Origin of the sequence: Thermodesulfovibrio yellowstonii DSM 11347 (assembly GCF_000020985.1) — a bacterium.
Classification (GTDB): domain Bacteria; phylum Nitrospirota; class Thermodesulfovibrionia; order Thermodesulfovibrionales; family Thermodesulfovibrionaceae; genus Thermodesulfovibrio; species Thermodesulfovibrio yellowstonii.
Genome location: NC_011296.1, coordinates 186,836 through 201,730, shown reverse-complemented (window position 1 = coordinate 201,730; position 14,895 = coordinate 186,836). Strand labels below are relative to the sequence as shown.

The window sequence follows — 14,895 nt, the reverse complement described above, 5'->3', positions numbered from 1 at the left end:
CATAAAATTAATCTTTAAGTAAATTTAAAAGCATTTCTATATCTTTGATAATAATTTTGCGATTCTGTTCAGTTATATAACCTTCTTTTTTTAATTTACTCATTATCCTTATTGCTGTCTCAGTAGTTGTTCCTGACATTTCTGCAATTTCCTGTTTTGTAAGTTTTAAATCTATCAGAATACCTTCGGATACTTTTTTGCCATATTTATTAGCAAGTTTAAGAATCTGATAAACAATTCTTGATAAAACATCAACTAAAGCAATATTTTTAAGACTTTCAATGCCTGATTTTAGTCTCATGGTAACATGATGTAGTATTTCAGACTGTAATTCAGGATATTTATTAACTATCTGAAGGAAAGTCTTGGAAGGAATATTCCCAATATCACAGTCATCAATTGCAATAGCACTGGCTGGATAGGGAATATTTTTAAGCAAAGCCAAAGTTCCGAAAAAATCTGGTGCATCTAAAAGCTCAAGAATAATCTCTTTGCCATTGTTTGAAAATTTAGATATCTTAATCTTGCCTTTAATCAAAACATGAAACCATTGCGGGATATCACCTTCATTAAAAATCGTCTCTCTCTTTTTAAATTTGTAGACTTTAAGATTTTTCTCAAGAGTCTTTATATCATTTTCATTGAGAATTTGAAAAATGGCTAATTTCTCCAGCATAAATATAATTTTAACAGATTAAATTATTTAAAATAAAAAAGCTTCTGCATCTGAATGCTCTCCAGACTGCAGAAGCTTTAATAATTTTTATTTAAGTAAAGCCTCTATGTTTTGCTGAGTTCCGTAAGGGTCTTTAAATTCCTGCTCCGGTTTAAAGTTAAGCTTCTTCTCTCCACGGCCATTAAGATATTTTTTAAGTTCAAGGTCTATATTTACAGGAACGCTTACTCCTGCCTGTGCAAGCATTGTCCTTAAAACCGCCTCTGATTTTGATGCGTAGGCTGTGGCATCACCAAGAATTCTTCCAGCCTCTGTAGGATTATGAAATCCAATTGAGTTTTCAGCACCTATGAATATTACTCTGTAAAGTGCTTCAAGATAAAGGTCTTTTGCTTTGTTGTAAAGGTTTTGGTCAAGTTTTTTGCCCTGCTCCTGTGCTTTGTTTGCAATCTCAAAAAGCTTTGCCGTAACTGCTGTCTGATATCCTGCCCTAAGCAGTAGACTCATTGTTCTGTCCTGTATGGTTAATACTCTCTGTTTAAGCCACTCTGGAGTCTCACTGTGACACTGGAGACACGCTTTCATAACAGACTTAAGAGGACTCATTATCCTGTGTTCAGATACTTTGAAGCCACCCATTTTTTTGTAAGGCATGTGACAGTCTGCACAAGATACTCCTGCATTCCAGTGGGTTGAGTTGTTTGAGAAAAATTCAAATTCTGGGTGTCTTATATAGCCAAGCTTAAAGCCTGTAACAGCCTGCTTCCACTCACCGTAGGCGGGATCACTTTTTAGAACTTTAATAATATTTTCAATAGTAATTCCACCAAGTTTACTTCCCTGCCAAGGGAAAAACAGTCCTGTAGGTTTCATATCTTTGTCTCTTGGAACAACGTATGTAACATGACATTGGGCACAAATAATGCTACGCATCTGCTGATGAGGAATATTGTTGGTATCAACACCCATTGTTTGAAGGGCTTTAACAAGTGTGAATCCTCTTCTTATCTGAAGTGAGGCATCTTTTGGATTATGACAATCAATACATGAGTCTCCGAGCTTTCTATGTTTTTCTGGTATCCAACTCCATACTTCCTTGTAGGGTTTGTTGTAGTAGTTAATACCATATTTTGCTTCAAGCTCAGGTGCATAGGAAGTTTTACAGGTTAGACACACACCACCTGGTTTAAGTCTTGATGGGTCTATTTCAAGCTGATCAATTAATCTATAAAAATGAGACCTCGGTTCATTATATTCAATTCCAAAACCCCACCCATTGTATAGCAATGCCATAAAAGGATACTCCGAAAGTTTATCATAGATAACTTTATCAGTATCCCATCCTTTTTTATACTTACTCTTTCCAGCAGGTGTTGGTTCCTGAGACTGTTTATACATCTCATAATGAATTGGATAAACCTTTCCCCAGACTTCTGGATCAACTTCATTTTCTGAAATAGCCGTAGCTTTAAATTCCTTAGGCTTTTCAGGTGCACAGGAAAATAAAACAAAAGCCATAAAACACAAAATACATATAAAGCTCAATCTTTTCATCAAAACACCCCCTTAAATAGTTTCTCTTAAACCTGCTTGCCTGTGGGATATTCTTTTATGGCAGTCCCAGCATTTTCTATCTGATACGTTAATCTTTGAGACTATTCCTTCATGACATCTTACGCAGTTTTCCTGAACTATTTTTTTACCATGAGCAGAGATAATAATTCTTTCAGGCACGCTTCCAGAGTAAAAATGCACTACATCTTTTGTTCCATCAATGCCTTTCCATAGATAAAAATTTGCCTTTGAATCATTTGGAAGATGGCAGTCTACGCATCTTAAGGAGTTGTGAATCCCTCCCTTCATTAAGGTTACATATTCGTCTTGCATAACATGACATTTAGCACAAAACTCTGGAGAGTTAGTCTTGGCAAGGAGTTTGGGAGAGACAATTGCAATAACAAATAAGAAAACAATTACGATTATAACTATCCAACTCCTCCTCATAGTTCACCCCCTTTCTTTTGTCTAAATTTTATCAGAAAAAAATCCTCTTTTCAAGGATATATGATTTTTATTTGGTTTACTATGATTTAAATCATACTTTTTATCGTTTTTTTTAGATAAAATTAATCATAAAGAAAAACTTTTAGGAGGTTTAACCATGTTTTGTAGACAATGTGAACAAACAGCAAATCCATGCACAAAATTAGGTGTATGTGGAAAACAGCCTGATACTGCCTATCTTCAGGATTTACTTACATATGCACTTCAGGGACTTGCAACCTATGCAAAGGAAGCTCTGAAAGAATCCTCACAGACACAGAATGTGATGAAAAGGATTAACAAATTTACTGTTGAAGCGCTTTTTGCAACCCTCACAAATGTGAATTTTGACTCAGAAGCAATCAAAAACTTTATTTATGAGGCAGTAAAACTAAGAGATGAGCTTAAACAAATGGGCTTTAAAGTTCAGGAAACTGAATCCTGTAAGTTTCAACCAGCTGACAATTTACAAGAACTTGTAAAACAAGGCGAGGAGGCAAATCAGAAAATTTTCCATAGTTCATCAAATGAAGATGTTCAGTCATTAAAAGAAATAACTCTTTACTCCTTAAGGGGAATTGCTGCATATACTGACCATGCTCAGATTCTTGGGCAAGAAGATGAAAAGGTTTATGCCTTTATTTATGAAGCTCTTGATGCAATGCAAAGAAATGGAGACCTTGACTTCTGGTTAAATATGGTACTTCGGGCTGGTGAAATTAATCTGAGAGCAATGGAACTTCTTGATGCAGCAAACACTGGTAGATACGGACATCCTGTTCCAACTCCTGTTCCTCTTGGACATAAAAAAGGCAAGGCAATAGTTGTGTCAGGTCATGACCTTAGAGACCTTGAACTTCTTTTGCAACAAACAGAAGGCAAGGGAATATATGTTTATACTCATGGGGAGATGCTTCCCTGTCATGGCTATCCAGAACTCAAAAAATACAAACATTTTTATGGGCATTATGGCACAGCATGGCAGAATCAACAGAGAGAGTTTGCTCAATTCCCGGGTGCTATACTTATGACAACAAACTGTATAATTAAGCCTCAGGAAAGCTATAAGGACAGAATTTTTACAACTGGTGTAGTAGGTTGGCCAGGGGTTAAACATATTAAAGACAAAGATTTTACTCCTGTTATTGAAAAAGCACTTGAACTGCCCGGATTTACAGAAGATAAGGAAGATAAAACAGTAATGGTTGGTTTTGCAAGAAACAGTGTACTTAGTGTTGCTGACAAGGTAATTGAGCTTGTCAAAGCAGGAAAAATTCGCCACTTCTTTCTTGTTGGTGGTTGCGATGGCGCAAAGCCTGGAAGAAGTTATTATACTGAGTTTGTTGAGAAAACACCTAAAGATACGATAGTGTTAACCTTAGCCTGTGGTAAATTCAGATTCTTTGACAAAGAACTCGGTTCAATTAACGGAATTCCCAGACTTCTTGATGTTGGTCAATGCAATGATGCCTATTCAGCAATTCAAATTGCTCTTGCTCTTTCAAAGGCGTTTAATGTAAGTATTAATGAACTACCCCTTTCCCTTATCCTTTCATGGTTTGAGCAAAAGGCAGTGGCTATTTTAACAACTTTGCTTTATCTTGGTATAAAAAATATTCGTCTTGGACCAACGCTACCAGCCTTTGTAAGTCCCAATGTGCTTAAGGTACTTGTTGATAATTTCGGAATTAAACCAATAAAAACCGCAGAGGAAGATTTAAAGGATATTTTGAGATAAAAAAATAATACCGCTCTCTGACTCGTCTCAGAGGGCGGCAAACTCATTTAACCCAGCATTTCTATATCTGGTAATTCGGGAATTTTCATTCAACAACCTGTTAAAATATTTAAATGCGATTTAAAATCCTGCAGAAAGACGGACTTGCACGAACCGGAATAATTGAAACTCAAAGAGGAATTATCCATACTCCAGCATTTATGCCTGTGGGAACAAATGGAACAGTCAAAGCAATGACTCCAGAAGAAGTAAGACAAATTGGATATGAAATCATTCTTTCAAATACATATCATCTTTATTTAAGACCAGGACATGAAACAATTAAAATGATTGGAGGAATTCATAAATTCATTAACTGGCATTGTCCAATTCTTACTGATAGCGGAGGATTTCAAATATATAGTTTAGCCTCTTTACGAAAAATAACCTTAGAGGGAGTTGAGTTCCGGTCACATATTGATGGTTCACTTCATTTTATAAATCCTGAAAAAGCAATAGATATTCAGCTTGCCTTAGGTTCAGATATAATGATGGTTTTGGATGAATGTATTCCTTATCCAGCAGACGAAGAATATGTTGAAAAATCTATAAAACTTACCACTGAATGGGCAAAAAGATGCAAAGAACATTTTGAAAAACAGGATACCTATCAGGCTCTTTTTGGAATAATTCAAGGTGGGGTTTTTTCAGATTTAAGAATTAGAGCTCTTGAAGAGTTACTAAAAATTGATTTTCACGGATATGCAATTGGAGGCTTGAGCGTTGGAGAACCAAAAACTGATATGTATAAAATTGTAAAAGACATATCTCCACTAATGCCAGAAGATAAACCTCATTATCTAATGGGAGTCGGCGACTTGATAGATGTTCTACATGCAGTAGAACACGGTATAGATATGTTTGATTGTGTTATACCAACAAGAAATGCAAGGAACGGAACGCTTTTTACATCACAGGGACGCATAAGTATCAAAAGAAGCGAGTTTAAAGAAGATTTATCTCCTCTTGATCCAGATTGTGATTGTTATACATGCAAAAACTATAGCCGCGCCTTTTTAAGACATCTTTATACGTGTAGAGAAATCCTATCAATGAGGCTTAACACAATACATAATCTTTACTTTTATTGCAGATTCTTTGAAAAAATGAGACAGGCTATAGCTGAAAGAAGATTTCAAGAGTTCAAAAAAGAATGGCTGCCTGTTCTTGAGAAAAACTTTTATCAGGAATCAAATGACTTCCATCACAGCTTGGAGAATTATTAAGCTCTGGAAAGCCTTCCCTACATGAGGAAAATGTTAAAGAGAGGGCAGCACATGTCTGTTTTACTTTAAGGATTAAATCTTTTCTTAAAGGCTTTGCTAAATACCATGAGTTTGAGATTTTTGCTCCATCTTTGAAATAAAGTTTTTGAATTTTTCCAGCAATGTCAGGAAAAGCCTGAGATATTCTTTGCCAACTATCCCATCTTGGTTTAAATGTGCTTGCAATCACATGCTTTACACCACTATCTTTAGCTGCCTTTAAGATCGCTTCAATTTCTTCTTCATTCAGCATTGGTATGATTGGATCAAGTCTTATACCTATAGGAATACCTTTTTTACCTAACTCTTCAAGAGCTTTAAATCTTTGTATTGGTGCAGGAGCATAAGGCTCAAGTTTCTTATAATGTTTAAATGTTGTTATTGTAATCGTTACGCAAGAAGGCATTTCTTTAAACAAATCAATGTCTCTTAAAACAATATCACTTTTGGTTATGATGAGAACTTTCATATCATTGTCTTTGAAAATCTCCAAACATTTTCTTGTAATTTTTTTATTAAATTCTACTGGAGGATAAGGGTCAGAAGTATTACATAATGAAATTAGCGAATTTTTAGGAATTTTTTTTATCTCTCTTTTTAAACTCTCTATAAGCTTAGGTTTTTCCCTCAAATTAAAGAAATTTTTGATATACGAAGAAGCATAACAGTAAAGACAACCATGAACACATCCAGTATATGGATTCAGTGAATACTTTGGTGGACATGTGCATAGTTCACTTTTCCATGGGTCAAATTGGCGAATATACATAGTTTATTATGTCACAATATGATATAATTCTTGGATATGAAAGAAACCCAAGAAATCAAATCTATGTTTGACAAAATAGTTTCGCGATATGATTTTCTCAACAGATTGCTTTCTTTTTGGCAGGATATTCTATGGAGAAAAAAAATGGCAACAGAAGCTGTAAATAAAGAAACTCAACTTGTTTTAGACCTTGCAGTAGGAACTGGAGACTCTGCTAAAGAACTCCTAAAAAAAGGTGCAAAAGTTATAGGAGTTGATATAAGTTTTGAAATGCTCAGGATTGCAAGGGGAAAAATTCAAAATGACTTTACTCCAGTATCTGCCTCGGCATATGAGCTTCCATTTAGGGACAAAATCTTTGATGCAGTTACCTGTGCCTTTGGCATCAGAAATATGCATGAAACAGAAGTTGCTTTGAGAGAAATCCATAGAGTAATTAAAGATAATGGCAAAATTATCATACTTGAATTTTCTCTTCCCTCTGGTTTTGTTAGGAAACCTTATCTGTTTTATTTAAAAAAAATTGTTCCTTCTATTGCTTCTCTATTTTCTGTTAAGACTGCTTACGAATACCTTGGCTCATCAATAGAGGGATTTTATAAACCTGAGGATTTTACTGAACTTTTACAGAATTGCGGATTTAAAAATATCAAAACTCATTCATTAAGTTTCGGAGTAGTTTATCTATATGTAGGAGAGAAGATTTAAAAACTATTCATCTTTTTAATATCCTTTTTGATTTTCTCATAACACTCTGGACATATGCTATGTGTGAATTCTGCTTCAGTATGTTCTTGAAGATACTTCTCTAACTGCATCCAGTAACCTTCGTCATTTCTTATTTTTTTGCACCATGCACAAATTGGGATAAGTCCTTTTAAAACTCTTATATCTTCAAGTGCTTTTTGAAGTTCATTTACAAGTTTTTCTCTATTTTCATCATAAACTTTTTTATCTGTTATATCCTCACCAGCACTAACAACAGCTATTATTTTCCCATTTGTATCTTTTAAAACAGTATTATGCCATGCAAAAATTCGTTCCAATCCATCTTTTCTTAATATCTTATTTTCAAAATATCCAACAAGTTCAGTTTCACCGGATATTATGCTATCAAATACAATTTTCATTTTTTCCCTTTCTTCTTGAGGAATCACTGTATCAAACCAGTTCTTACCAATTAATTCTTCTTTTGTATAGCCTAATTTTTCTGCACCTTTTTGATTAATTCGTATAACATTTTTATTTCTATCAACAACAACAAAAACAAGGTCAAGAACTTCTATATAAGTATTTAATTTAAGGTAAGCCTCCTTAAGTCTTTCCTCGTTTTCCTTTAATTTTTTCCAAAGTAAATTAAAAGGGTCTGTAAGTGCTGTTTTTACTAATGCTTTGTAAATAAAGAAAAATGAAATTATTTTAAAAATATGTCCGATAAAATTGAAAACACCATAGACGCTTACATATTTAGTAAATGAAAGTTCTGCAAGGATTGTCGTAATCAGAGCCAGTTGCAAATAAAGAAGTGTGGCTTTTGGAAAAGCAGATTTGTTTTTTCTAAGAATTATGAGGGATGCTGCCAAAATCAGACATATTACATATTCACTATAAATTTTAAAAGCTGTAAGTCCTTGCCCTTCAATGTAACAATCAGGAAAATTTTTAAAGACCAAAATAGATATAAAATTCGCTACTGTAATAGCAGAATAAATCCAAATTGCAGGATAGACATTGATTTTTTTATTTATCAATAATGTTGCACATAGAAAACTTAGGCTTTCTAAATATCTTGCTGATATCCATAGTTGAGTAGGTAGATTAGCGTCAAAACCTTGAAAGATATTCATGCCTTTATAAGCAAGGGTATGAATAAGGTCAATAATTGAAACAAATAGATAGGCAATCCCTAAAAGACTTACGTATCCTTGGTCAATTTTATCTCTGAGATTTAGGTAGATTATAAAAATCGTTGTTCCGATGATAATGCTGTAAATCTCAGCAAGGGTGTGAAAAAGCAAATAGCTATAAATTATGCTTAAAGAAATAATTAAAATCGTCGTAAATAAGAGGACAAAATCTTCATATTTTTCAAGAAATTTCATTGTTTAATTATATCAAAATAAGTTTATGATAAAATAGATTATGTTTAAAGCTGAAAAACAGATACTTAAAAAAATTATTGGAAAACTTAAAAAGGCTCTTGGGAATGGATTAATTGCTGTTGTAGCCTTTGGTTCAAGGGTTAGAGGAGATTTTACTGGTGAATCTGATTTTGATGTACTCATTGTTGTTAGAGAAAGAAACGCCGATATTTTAAACAAAATAATTAATATCTTCCAAGAATTTGAACTGAAAACAAATATTCCCTTTTCTCCTATAGTTAAATCTATGAAAACTTTTGAGAAAGAAAAAGCCTATCAAACAGGGTTTTTCAGAAACATAGAAAGTGAGGGAGTGCCAAACAATTCATGCTTCCATATCCGAACATAAATCCAGAAATTTTAAAAATAGGTCCTCTTTCAATTCGATGGTATGGATTAATGTATCTTATTGGTTTCCTCTGTTCTTATTTAATAGTAAAAAGTGAAATAAAAAGAAAGGGGCTAAAGGTTGAAAAGGATTTCCTTGAAAATCTATATTTTTATTTAATTTTAGGACTTCTCATTGGTGCAAGAATTGGTTATGTGCTTTTCTATAATCTGTCTTACTATATTCACAATCCCTTAGAAGTTCTTGCTATCTGGCATGGAGGTATGTCCTTTCATGGTGGACTTCTGGGTGTAATATTTTCAGCATGGATTTTCACTAAGATAAAAAAGTTTGATTTCTTCACTCTTACAGATATGCTTGTTCTTACTGCACCAATCGGACTCGGACTTGGAAGAATTGGTAATTTTATTAATGGAGAGCTTTACGGCAGAGTTACAGATGTTCCTTGGGCTATGATTTTCCCAGAAGGTGGTCCTCTTCCAAGACATCCCAGCCAGCTTTATGAAGCAGGACTGGAGGGAGCATTGCTCTTTGTAATTTTATGGTTTTTAAAAGATAAATTTAACAAGTCTGGACTCATCTCTTCTCTATTTTTAATTCTTTATGGCATTTTCCGCTTTGTTGTTGAGTTTTTCCGCGAGCCTGACCCTCAAATTGGTTATATCTTAGGAATCTTTACAATGGGGCAGATTTTATGTAGTATTATGATATTAGCTGGTTTGGGTTTATTCTTTTACAGGAGTAGAAAGTGATTGAGTTTACAAATGAATTAATCAACAGAGTTAATGCTCTAAAAAAATATACTTTCTTTGAAATTCTTGAGTTTGCAGGAAGAGTTTTTATAATTGTTGATTATGATGAAAGTGTTGTAATAGGCAAAAGAGGCTTTCTACCAGAGGAAAAGGAGAGAGGACTTGTTCTGGTGTTTAACAACAGAATGAAATTTAACTGGGATGAAGATGCAATTACTGCAACCCTTGTCTTCGGAAACACACCTGAAAAATGTTATATCCCTATTAATGCAATTGCTGGTGTTTTTTCACCAGACCTACGGGTTCAGCTTGCAGTGCCTGTTTTTAAATCTAAAATAAAAGATGAAGGAGATTCTTCTACCGCAACTCAAAATGATAAAGAAAATGAAAAACAGAAGGAGAAAAAAGATAATGTAATAGATATTACAAAATTGAGGAAAAAGAAATGAATGCGGAAAAACATTTGAAAGAATTTTTAATTCATCAAATTAAACAAAAACTAAGCAGAATTCAACAGGAAATACAACAACTTGAAAACCCTCCACCAGATTTGAAGATATTAAGCTATGGCATTGTTATAGGATATATTGACATAGTGACAGAAAAAGAAATTGTGTCAGAAAGAATTGATAAGTGGAAGCAGTTGATATCACAGGGTGATAAACTAATAATTCTTATTCCCAAGGATGAGAAGCTTAAAATAATGGAAATTCTATGGAAGGAAGGCATTGCTGAAAAAGTAAGTATAGGTAATTATGAAATAAATTTATTTATGCCTTGATATAAAATACCTCAGTTGATGGATTCAAGAGACTTCTTAAAGTTCACATTCGTAACAATTCTTAGCAATTTAATATATAATTAATCAATGAAAGTTTCAATTAAAAAACTTCTTATTTTTTCTTTTTTGTCTGTTGCCTTAATAAGCATACTATTTCTTTTAGTTCAGAGAACTTTCTGGATATGTAAACATGAAATAGAACACACAAATGAGCATCATCTTGTTATGGCTCAGACAATTGGAAAACTTTTGGAACAGAGAATGAAAGAAACTTTTACACGTCTTGAGCAGATAGGAAAAGAAATATATGAGCAAGGTTTATATACAAAAAAAACTCAAAAAATAATAGAGAGTGTTCATTACAGAAATCCTTATTATACCTCTATATTTGTGGTTGATGAGAGAGGAATTGTTTTATTTGCCTCTCCAGACAAGGACGAGCAAGGAAATTCAAATATTGGTAAAGATTTATCTTCAAGGGAATGGTTTACAGAGATAAAGAAAATTAAGAAATCTTATATAGGCAATCTTATTAAAGGAGCAATAACTTCAAAATATACTATTCCTATTTCTGTTCCTATTTTAGACAGAAAAGGAGAATTTAGGGGTGCAATTTGTGCTGGATATCCTTTAAACATGCTCCAGGAAGTTGCTGATTCTTTAAAACACAGTGAAGCAACAGTAACCATAACTGACAAAACAGGAAAACTTATAGCTTTTTCAACTTTGCCACATATCAAAATTGAAGATTTTATTCTTACTGACCAGTCAAATACAGAAATTTTTAAGGCTTCTCTTGAAAAAAAAGAAGGAACTGCAGAGTTTTTATCTCCTATCACAAAGGATAAAAGAATAGGTGCTTTTTATGTTCTTGACTTTGGATTTAGAATATGGATTTCAAAAAGCATGAAAGATGTAACAGCAACAGTTCTTTCATCTCTTTCCTGGGCTTCTTTCTGGGCTTTGCTTGCTCTTTTTCTTGCCTTTGTGGTGGGATATATTTTAAGTATTAAAATATCAAAGCCTATAACTGCTATCAGAGAAATTTCTCAAAAGCTTTCAAAGGGTGATTTTGATATAGGAACTCCTATAGATACAAGAATAATAGAGATGGAATCTTTAAATGATGCACTTATTGAATCAGCTAACAGACTAAAAGAGCTTTACCAGAGTCTTGAACAAAAGGTGAAGGAAAGAACCGCAGAGCTTGAGATTGCAAAGATTCATGCAGAGGCAGCAAACAGGGCAAAATCAGAGTTTCTTGCTAATATGAGCCATGAGCTTAGAACACCGCTAAATTCAATAATTGGTTTTACAGAAGTTTTACAAGACCAGCTTTTTGGCACTCTCAATGAAAAACAGCTTGAATATCTTAAAGATATTCATGACAGTGCAAAACATCTTTTAAATCTAATTAATGATATCCTTGACCTTTCAAAGATTGAGGAAGGAAAAACAGAGCTTGAACTCAGTGAGTTTAGAGTTTCTGATGTAGTCAATGTCTCTCTTATAATGTTTAAGGAAAAAGCAAGTAAGCACGGAATAAAACTTGATGCAGAGATTTCTAAAGAAGCAGACATAACAGTTACAGCAGATGAAAGAAAAATAAAGCAGGTGCTTTTTAATCTTGTAAGCAATGCTGTTAAATTTACCCCAGATGGAGGTTCTGTAAAGATAACAGCAGAAAGAAAAGAAGATATGATAGAGATAGTTGTTGAAGACACAGGCATTGGAATAAAAAAGGAGGACAGGGATAAACTTTTTCAGCCTTTCAGTCAGCTTGAGACAACCTATACAAAGAAATACCAAGGAACAGGACTCGGACTTGCCCTTTCAAAAAGTCTTGTTGAGCTTCATGGTGGTAAAATCTGGTGTGAAAGTGAGTATGGCAAAGGAAGCAGATTTGGTTTTAGTTTCCCTGTAAAAACAAAAAAGGAGAAATAAAATGCCCTATAAAATTCTTATATGTGAGGATAATGAAAAAAATAGAAAACTTATGGAAGACATTTTTAAGTATCACGGCTATGAAGTTTATTTAGCTGCAAATGGAAAAGAAGGCATTGAGATGGCAAAAAGAATTAAACCAGACCTTATACTTATGGATATGCAGATGCCTGTTTTAGACGGCTTTGAGGCAATAAAAAAGATAAGGCAGGATAGTGAGATAAAACACATAAAAATAATAGCAGTGACATCTTATGCCATGTCAGGTGATAAAGAAAGAGTTTTACAGGCAGGTGCTGACTACTATATTGCAAAACCCATTGATACAAGAGCTTTACCTGAGATAATTAAAAAGATTATTGAAGGAGAAAAGCCATGAAAGAATTAAAACCTGTAATACTTTGTGTAGATGACGAGCCTCAGAATTTAAAGCTTCTTCAGGCAATTTTATCTCCCAGAGGATATGAAGTTTTAGTAGCACAAAATGGATTTTTAGCATTGGAGATACTTAAAAATCAGAATGTAGACATAGTTTTACTTGATGTTATGATGCCCGGGATGGATGGATATGAGGTATGCAGAAAAATAAAGGAGGATGAAACATTAAGACATATCCCTGTAATAATGATTACAGCACTTACAGCAAAGGAAGATAGAATCCGTGGAATTGAGGCAGGAACAGAAGAGTTTCTCAGTAAACCGTTTGATGTAGGAGAAGTTTTAGCAAGGATAAACATGCTTCTTCGGGTTAAAGCTCTTAATGATAAATTAAGAAAGGCATACTCTCAGATTGACAACTTAACAGGCTTTTCTGAAAAACTTATTTTATCCTTTGAGCCCATGAAATTTGATTTTGTCTCCACCATAGATGTTGTGGTCTATCAGATGCTAAGACAGAAGGAGGAAGTTGACAAACCAGAGATAGTTATAGCAGGTATAAATGAAAACAAGGACTGGATTATTTATAGATTTTTAGACAGTAAAATGGAAAGAAATGCCATATATGGATTATCCCTTAAGATAGAACCTTTAAAAGACTCTGTGAGAGGAGGCTTTTTTAATGAAGGACAAGAGCTTAATGCAGATGTGGAGACCATATTAAGATTTCTTTCTAAAGAGAATATTCCCGTAGAAAACATGGTTTATTATTTAAGTGACAAACTCTCCTTAATTGCCCTAAACTATGGAAGACAGGTTACTGGTTATGATGCATCAGTGATGCATAATATTTTCCTTCACATTCTTTTTATGAATTCTTTGTCTCAGCAGATTAAAGAAACAGAGGAGGCTTTTGTTTATACAGTATATGCTCTTGCAAGGTCAGCAGAGGCAAATGATGAAGACACTGGAAATCATATATTAAGAATTGGAGAGTATGCAGCTACCATAGCAGAGGAGTTAAGACTGCCACAGCTTTTTATAGAAAAAATAAAAACTCAGGCACTTTTACATGATGTTGGCAAGGTGCATGTGCATCCAGACATCCTTAGAAAGCCCGGTAAATTGACTGCTGAGGAGTTTGAGCAGATGAAAAAGCATACTGTCTTAGGAGCAGAGATAATAGGGAAACATCCAAGACTTAAGATGGCATCATCAATTGCCCTTCATCATCATGAAAAATGGGATGGCTCAGGCTATCCCTATGGTTTAAAGGAAGAGAGCATTCCTCTTGAGGCAAGAATTGTAACAATAGCTGATATATATGATGCTTTGCGAAGTCAGAGACCTTATAAACCAGCCTTTGACCATGAAAAAGCCTTTAGAATAATCACAGAGGGAGACGGAAGAAGCATGCCTCAACACTTTGACCCGCAGGTTCTTCAGGCATTTAAGACAGTGGCATCAAAAATAGAGGAAATTTATGAGAAAAATAAATAGGTTTTTAATTTTTCTAAGCAGACGCTTCTAATGGCGTCATAACGCTAATTTCTTTAAGTGATACTATTTTTGATGCATCAAGTATCTCTATCTCTATTGGCAATCCCTTATCATCAAGATGAAGGATAACTCCTTCTTTTAAATCAATTGAGTCAATGGGTTTTCCATCCCTAAGTTCAATTAAAAGTATGTCTGCATCACTTGAGTATTTTATCTTCATAAATATCACCCCCTTTAAAATATCTATCTATATACGGGAAATAAACTGTAATTAAAACAGGAAGTTTTTCATCATACTCATATATAGCTCTTACAATATGACTACCAAATCTTTTATGAGCAATGTATCTGCCTCTATGTCCGATTAAAACTTCTTCTGGAAATAAAAGAGTTTCAATTACCATTTTTTCACTAAGTTGCCATTTTTTAATTCTTTACATAGCATGCGAAAGAAAAAATATCTCTATGATTTTATTGTCTATTTTTAATTTATAAATCGTTCCCTTTGAAAGAAGCGTTT

17 protein-coding genes are annotated in these 14,895 nt (G+C 33.8%); 10 read left to right on the top strand and 7 right to left on the bottom strand.

Features of this window, described 5'->3' with window-relative positions:
- Window positions 1-7 precede the first annotated feature (7 nt).
- From THEYE_RS00960 to nrfH, 3 genes are all read right to left on the bottom strand, one after another.
- Entirely contained in the window at window positions 8-676 is a 669-nt protein-coding gene (locus THEYE_RS00960; RefSeq protein ID WP_012545137.1) for a Crp/Fnr family transcriptional regulator, read from the bottom strand.
- Window positions 677-763: 87 nt separating this feature from the next.
- Window positions 764-2,230 carry an ammonia-forming cytochrome c nitrite reductase subunit c552 gene (locus THEYE_RS00955; protein ID WP_012545985.1) on the bottom strand — a complete coding sequence of 489 codons (1,467 nt, stop codon included), beginning with the start codon at window positions 2,228-2,230 and terminating at the stop codon, window positions 764-766.
- 12 nt (window positions 2,231-2,242) lie between these two features.
- Window positions 2,243-2,680, bottom strand: coding sequence for a cytochrome c nitrite reductase small subunit (gene nrfH / locus THEYE_RS00950; RefSeq protein ID WP_012546298.1), 438 nt, complete (start codon window positions 2,678-2,680; stop codon window positions 2,243-2,245).
- Between the two features lie 157 nt (window positions 2,681-2,837).
- Here nrfH and hcp point away from each other — a divergent pair, with 157 nt between their 5' ends.
- Window positions 2,838-4,457, top strand: coding sequence for a hydroxylamine reductase (hcp, locus tag THEYE_RS00945; RefSeq protein WP_012545464.1), 1,620 nt, complete (start codon window positions 2,838-2,840; stop codon window positions 4,455-4,457).
- Window positions 4,458-4,570: 113 nt separating this feature from the next.
- Complete coding sequence (gene tgt / locus THEYE_RS00940) at window positions 4,571-5,722, top strand: tRNA guanosine(34) transglycosylase Tgt (protein WP_012546567.1); 1,152 nt, start codon at window positions 4,571-4,573, stop codon at window positions 5,720-5,722.
- Here tgt and THEYE_RS00935 read toward each other — a convergent pair.
- Window positions 5,640-6,530: an SPL family radical SAM protein gene (locus THEYE_RS00935; RefSeq protein WP_021013188.1), complete on the bottom strand. Its 891-nt coding sequence runs from the start codon at window positions 6,528-6,530 to the stop codon at window positions 5,640-5,642. The two genes, tgt and THEYE_RS00935, sit on opposite strands and share 83 nt — an antisense overlap.
- 36 nt (window positions 6,531-6,566) lie before the next feature.
- Here THEYE_RS00935 and ubiE point away from each other — a divergent pair, with 36 nt between their 5' ends.
- Window positions 6,567-7,238 carry a bifunctional demethylmenaquinone methyltransferase/2-methoxy-6-polyprenyl-1,4-benzoquinol methylase UbiE gene (ubiE, locus tag THEYE_RS00930; RefSeq protein ID WP_012545681.1) on the top strand — a complete coding sequence of 224 codons (672 nt, stop codon included), beginning with the start codon at window positions 6,567-6,569 and terminating at the stop codon, window positions 7,236-7,238.
- Here the strand turns inward: ubiE and THEYE_RS00925 are convergent.
- On the bottom strand, window positions 7,235-8,632 hold the full coding sequence (locus THEYE_RS00925) for an MASE3 domain-containing protein (RefSeq protein ID WP_012545922.1): 1,398 nt from the start codon (window positions 8,630-8,632) through the stop codon (window positions 7,235-7,237). The two genes, ubiE and THEYE_RS00925, sit on opposite strands and share 4 nt — an antisense overlap.
- A gap of 40 nt (window positions 8,633-8,672) precedes the next feature.
- Between THEYE_RS00925 and THEYE_RS00920 the strand changes: the two genes are divergently transcribed.
- The 7 genes from THEYE_RS00920 (at window position 8,673) to THEYE_RS00890 (ending at window position 14,375) form a co-directional block, all read left to right on the top strand.
- Window positions 8,673-9,020 carry a nucleotidyltransferase domain-containing protein gene (locus tag THEYE_RS00920; RefSeq protein ID WP_012546786.1) on the top strand — a complete coding sequence of 116 codons (348 nt, stop codon included), beginning with the start codon at window positions 8,673-8,675 and terminating at the stop codon, window positions 9,018-9,020.
- Window positions 8,999-9,772 (top strand): prolipoprotein diacylglyceryl transferase, encoded by a 774-nt coding sequence (gene lgt, locus THEYE_RS00915; protein ID WP_012545160.1) that lies wholly within the window; start codon window positions 8,999-9,001, stop codon window positions 9,770-9,772. The genes THEYE_RS00920 and lgt overlap by 22 nt, the downstream gene beginning before the upstream one ends.
- A complete protein-coding gene (locus tag THEYE_RS00910) occupies window positions 9,769-10,221 on the top strand; it encodes a ClpXP protease specificity-enhancing factor SspB (RefSeq protein WP_012545983.1) in 453 nt (150 codons plus the stop codon). The genes lgt and THEYE_RS00910 overlap by 4 nt, the downstream gene beginning before the upstream one ends.
- Window positions 10,218-10,553, top strand: coding sequence for a hypothetical protein (locus THEYE_RS00905; protein WP_012546706.1), 336 nt, complete (start codon window positions 10,218-10,220; stop codon window positions 10,551-10,553). The genes THEYE_RS00910 and THEYE_RS00905 overlap by 4 nt, the downstream gene beginning before the upstream one ends.
- 87 nt (window positions 10,554-10,640) lie before the next feature.
- Complete coding sequence (locus THEYE_RS00900; protein WP_012545601.1) at window positions 10,641-12,497, top strand: sensor histidine kinase; 1,857 nt, start codon at window positions 10,641-10,643, stop codon at window positions 12,495-12,497.
- Window position 12,498: 1 nt separating this feature from the next.
- Window positions 12,499-12,876 carry a response regulator gene (locus THEYE_RS00895; protein ID WP_012545378.1) on the top strand — a complete coding sequence of 126 codons (378 nt, stop codon included), beginning with the start codon at window positions 12,499-12,501 and terminating at the stop codon, window positions 12,874-12,876.
- On the top strand, window positions 12,873-14,375 hold the full coding sequence (locus THEYE_RS00890; RefSeq protein WP_012546185.1) for an HD domain-containing phosphohydrolase: 1,503 nt from the start codon (window positions 12,873-12,875) through the stop codon (window positions 14,373-14,375). Before THEYE_RS00895 ends, THEYE_RS00890 begins: the two co-directional genes overlap by 4 nt.
- Window positions 14,376-14,388: 13 nt before the next feature.
- Here THEYE_RS00890 and THEYE_RS00885 read toward each other — a convergent pair whose 3' ends face one another.
- Both THEYE_RS00885 and THEYE_RS00880 read right to left on the bottom strand, forming a co-directional pair.
- The gene (locus THEYE_RS00885; RefSeq protein WP_012545030.1) at window positions 14,389-14,595 is read right to left on the bottom strand and encodes a DUF2283 domain-containing protein; all 207 of its coding nucleotides are present in this window, start codon (window positions 14,593-14,595) and stop codon (window positions 14,389-14,391) included.
- On the bottom strand, window positions 14,573-14,779 hold the full coding sequence (locus tag THEYE_RS00880; protein WP_012545941.1) for a hypothetical protein: 207 nt from the start codon (window positions 14,777-14,779) through the stop codon (window positions 14,573-14,575). The genes THEYE_RS00885 and THEYE_RS00880 overlap by 23 nt, the downstream gene beginning before the upstream one ends.
- Window positions 14,780-14,895: the final 116 nt, after the last annotated feature.

Coding starts and splice junctions, on each gene's coding strand:
- THEYE_RS00960 (WP_012545137.1), bottom strand. CDS start 676: ATGCTGGAGAAATTAGCCATTTTTCAAATTCTCAATGAAAATGATATA.
- THEYE_RS00955 (WP_012545985.1), bottom strand. CDS start 2,230: ATGAAAAGATTGAGCTTTATATGTATTTTGTGTTTTATGGCTTTTGTT.
- nrfH (WP_012546298.1), bottom strand. CDS start 2,680: ATGAGGAGGAGTTGGATAGTTATAATCGTAATTGTTTTCTTATTTGTT.
- hcp (WP_012545464.1), top strand. CDS start 2,838: ATGTTTTGTAGACAATGTGAACAAACAGCAAATCCATGCACAAAATTA.
- tgt (WP_012546567.1), top strand. CDS start 4,571: ATGCGATTTAAAATCCTGCAGAAAGACGGACTTGCACGAACCGGAATA.
- THEYE_RS00935 (WP_021013188.1), bottom strand. CDS start 6,530: ATGTATATTCGCCAATTTGACCCATGGAAAAGTGAACTATGCACATGT.
- ubiE (WP_012545681.1), top strand. CDS start 6,567: ATGAAAGAAACCCAAGAAATCAAATCTATGTTTGACAAAATAGTTTCG.
- THEYE_RS00925 (WP_012545922.1), bottom strand. CDS start 8,632: ATGAAATTTCTTGAAAAATATGAAGATTTTGTCCTCTTATTTACGACG.
- THEYE_RS00920 (WP_012546786.1), top strand. CDS start 8,673: ATGTTTAAAGCTGAAAAACAGATACTTAAAAAAATTATTGGAAAACTT.
- lgt (WP_012545160.1), top strand. CDS start 8,999: ATGCTTCCATATCCGAACATAAATCCAGAAATTTTAAAAATAGGTCCT.
- THEYE_RS00905 (WP_012546706.1), top strand. CDS start 10,218: ATGAATGCGGAAAAACATTTGAAAGAATTTTTAATTCATCAAATTAAA.
- THEYE_RS00900 (WP_012545601.1), top strand. CDS start 10,641: ATGAAAGTTTCAATTAAAAAACTTCTTATTTTTTCTTTTTTGTCTGTT.
- THEYE_RS00895 (WP_012545378.1), top strand. CDS start 12,499: ATGCCCTATAAAATTCTTATATGTGAGGATAATGAAAAAAATAGAAAA.
- THEYE_RS00890 (WP_012546185.1), top strand. CDS start 12,873: ATGAAAGAATTAAAACCTGTAATACTTTGTGTAGATGACGAGCCTCAG.
- THEYE_RS00885 (WP_012545030.1), bottom strand. CDS start 14,595: ATGAAGATAAAATACTCAAGTGATGCAGACATACTTTTAATTGAACTT.
- THEYE_RS00880 (WP_012545941.1), bottom strand. CDS start 14,779: ATGGTAATTGAAACTCTTTTATTTCCAGAAGAAGTTTTAATCGGACAT.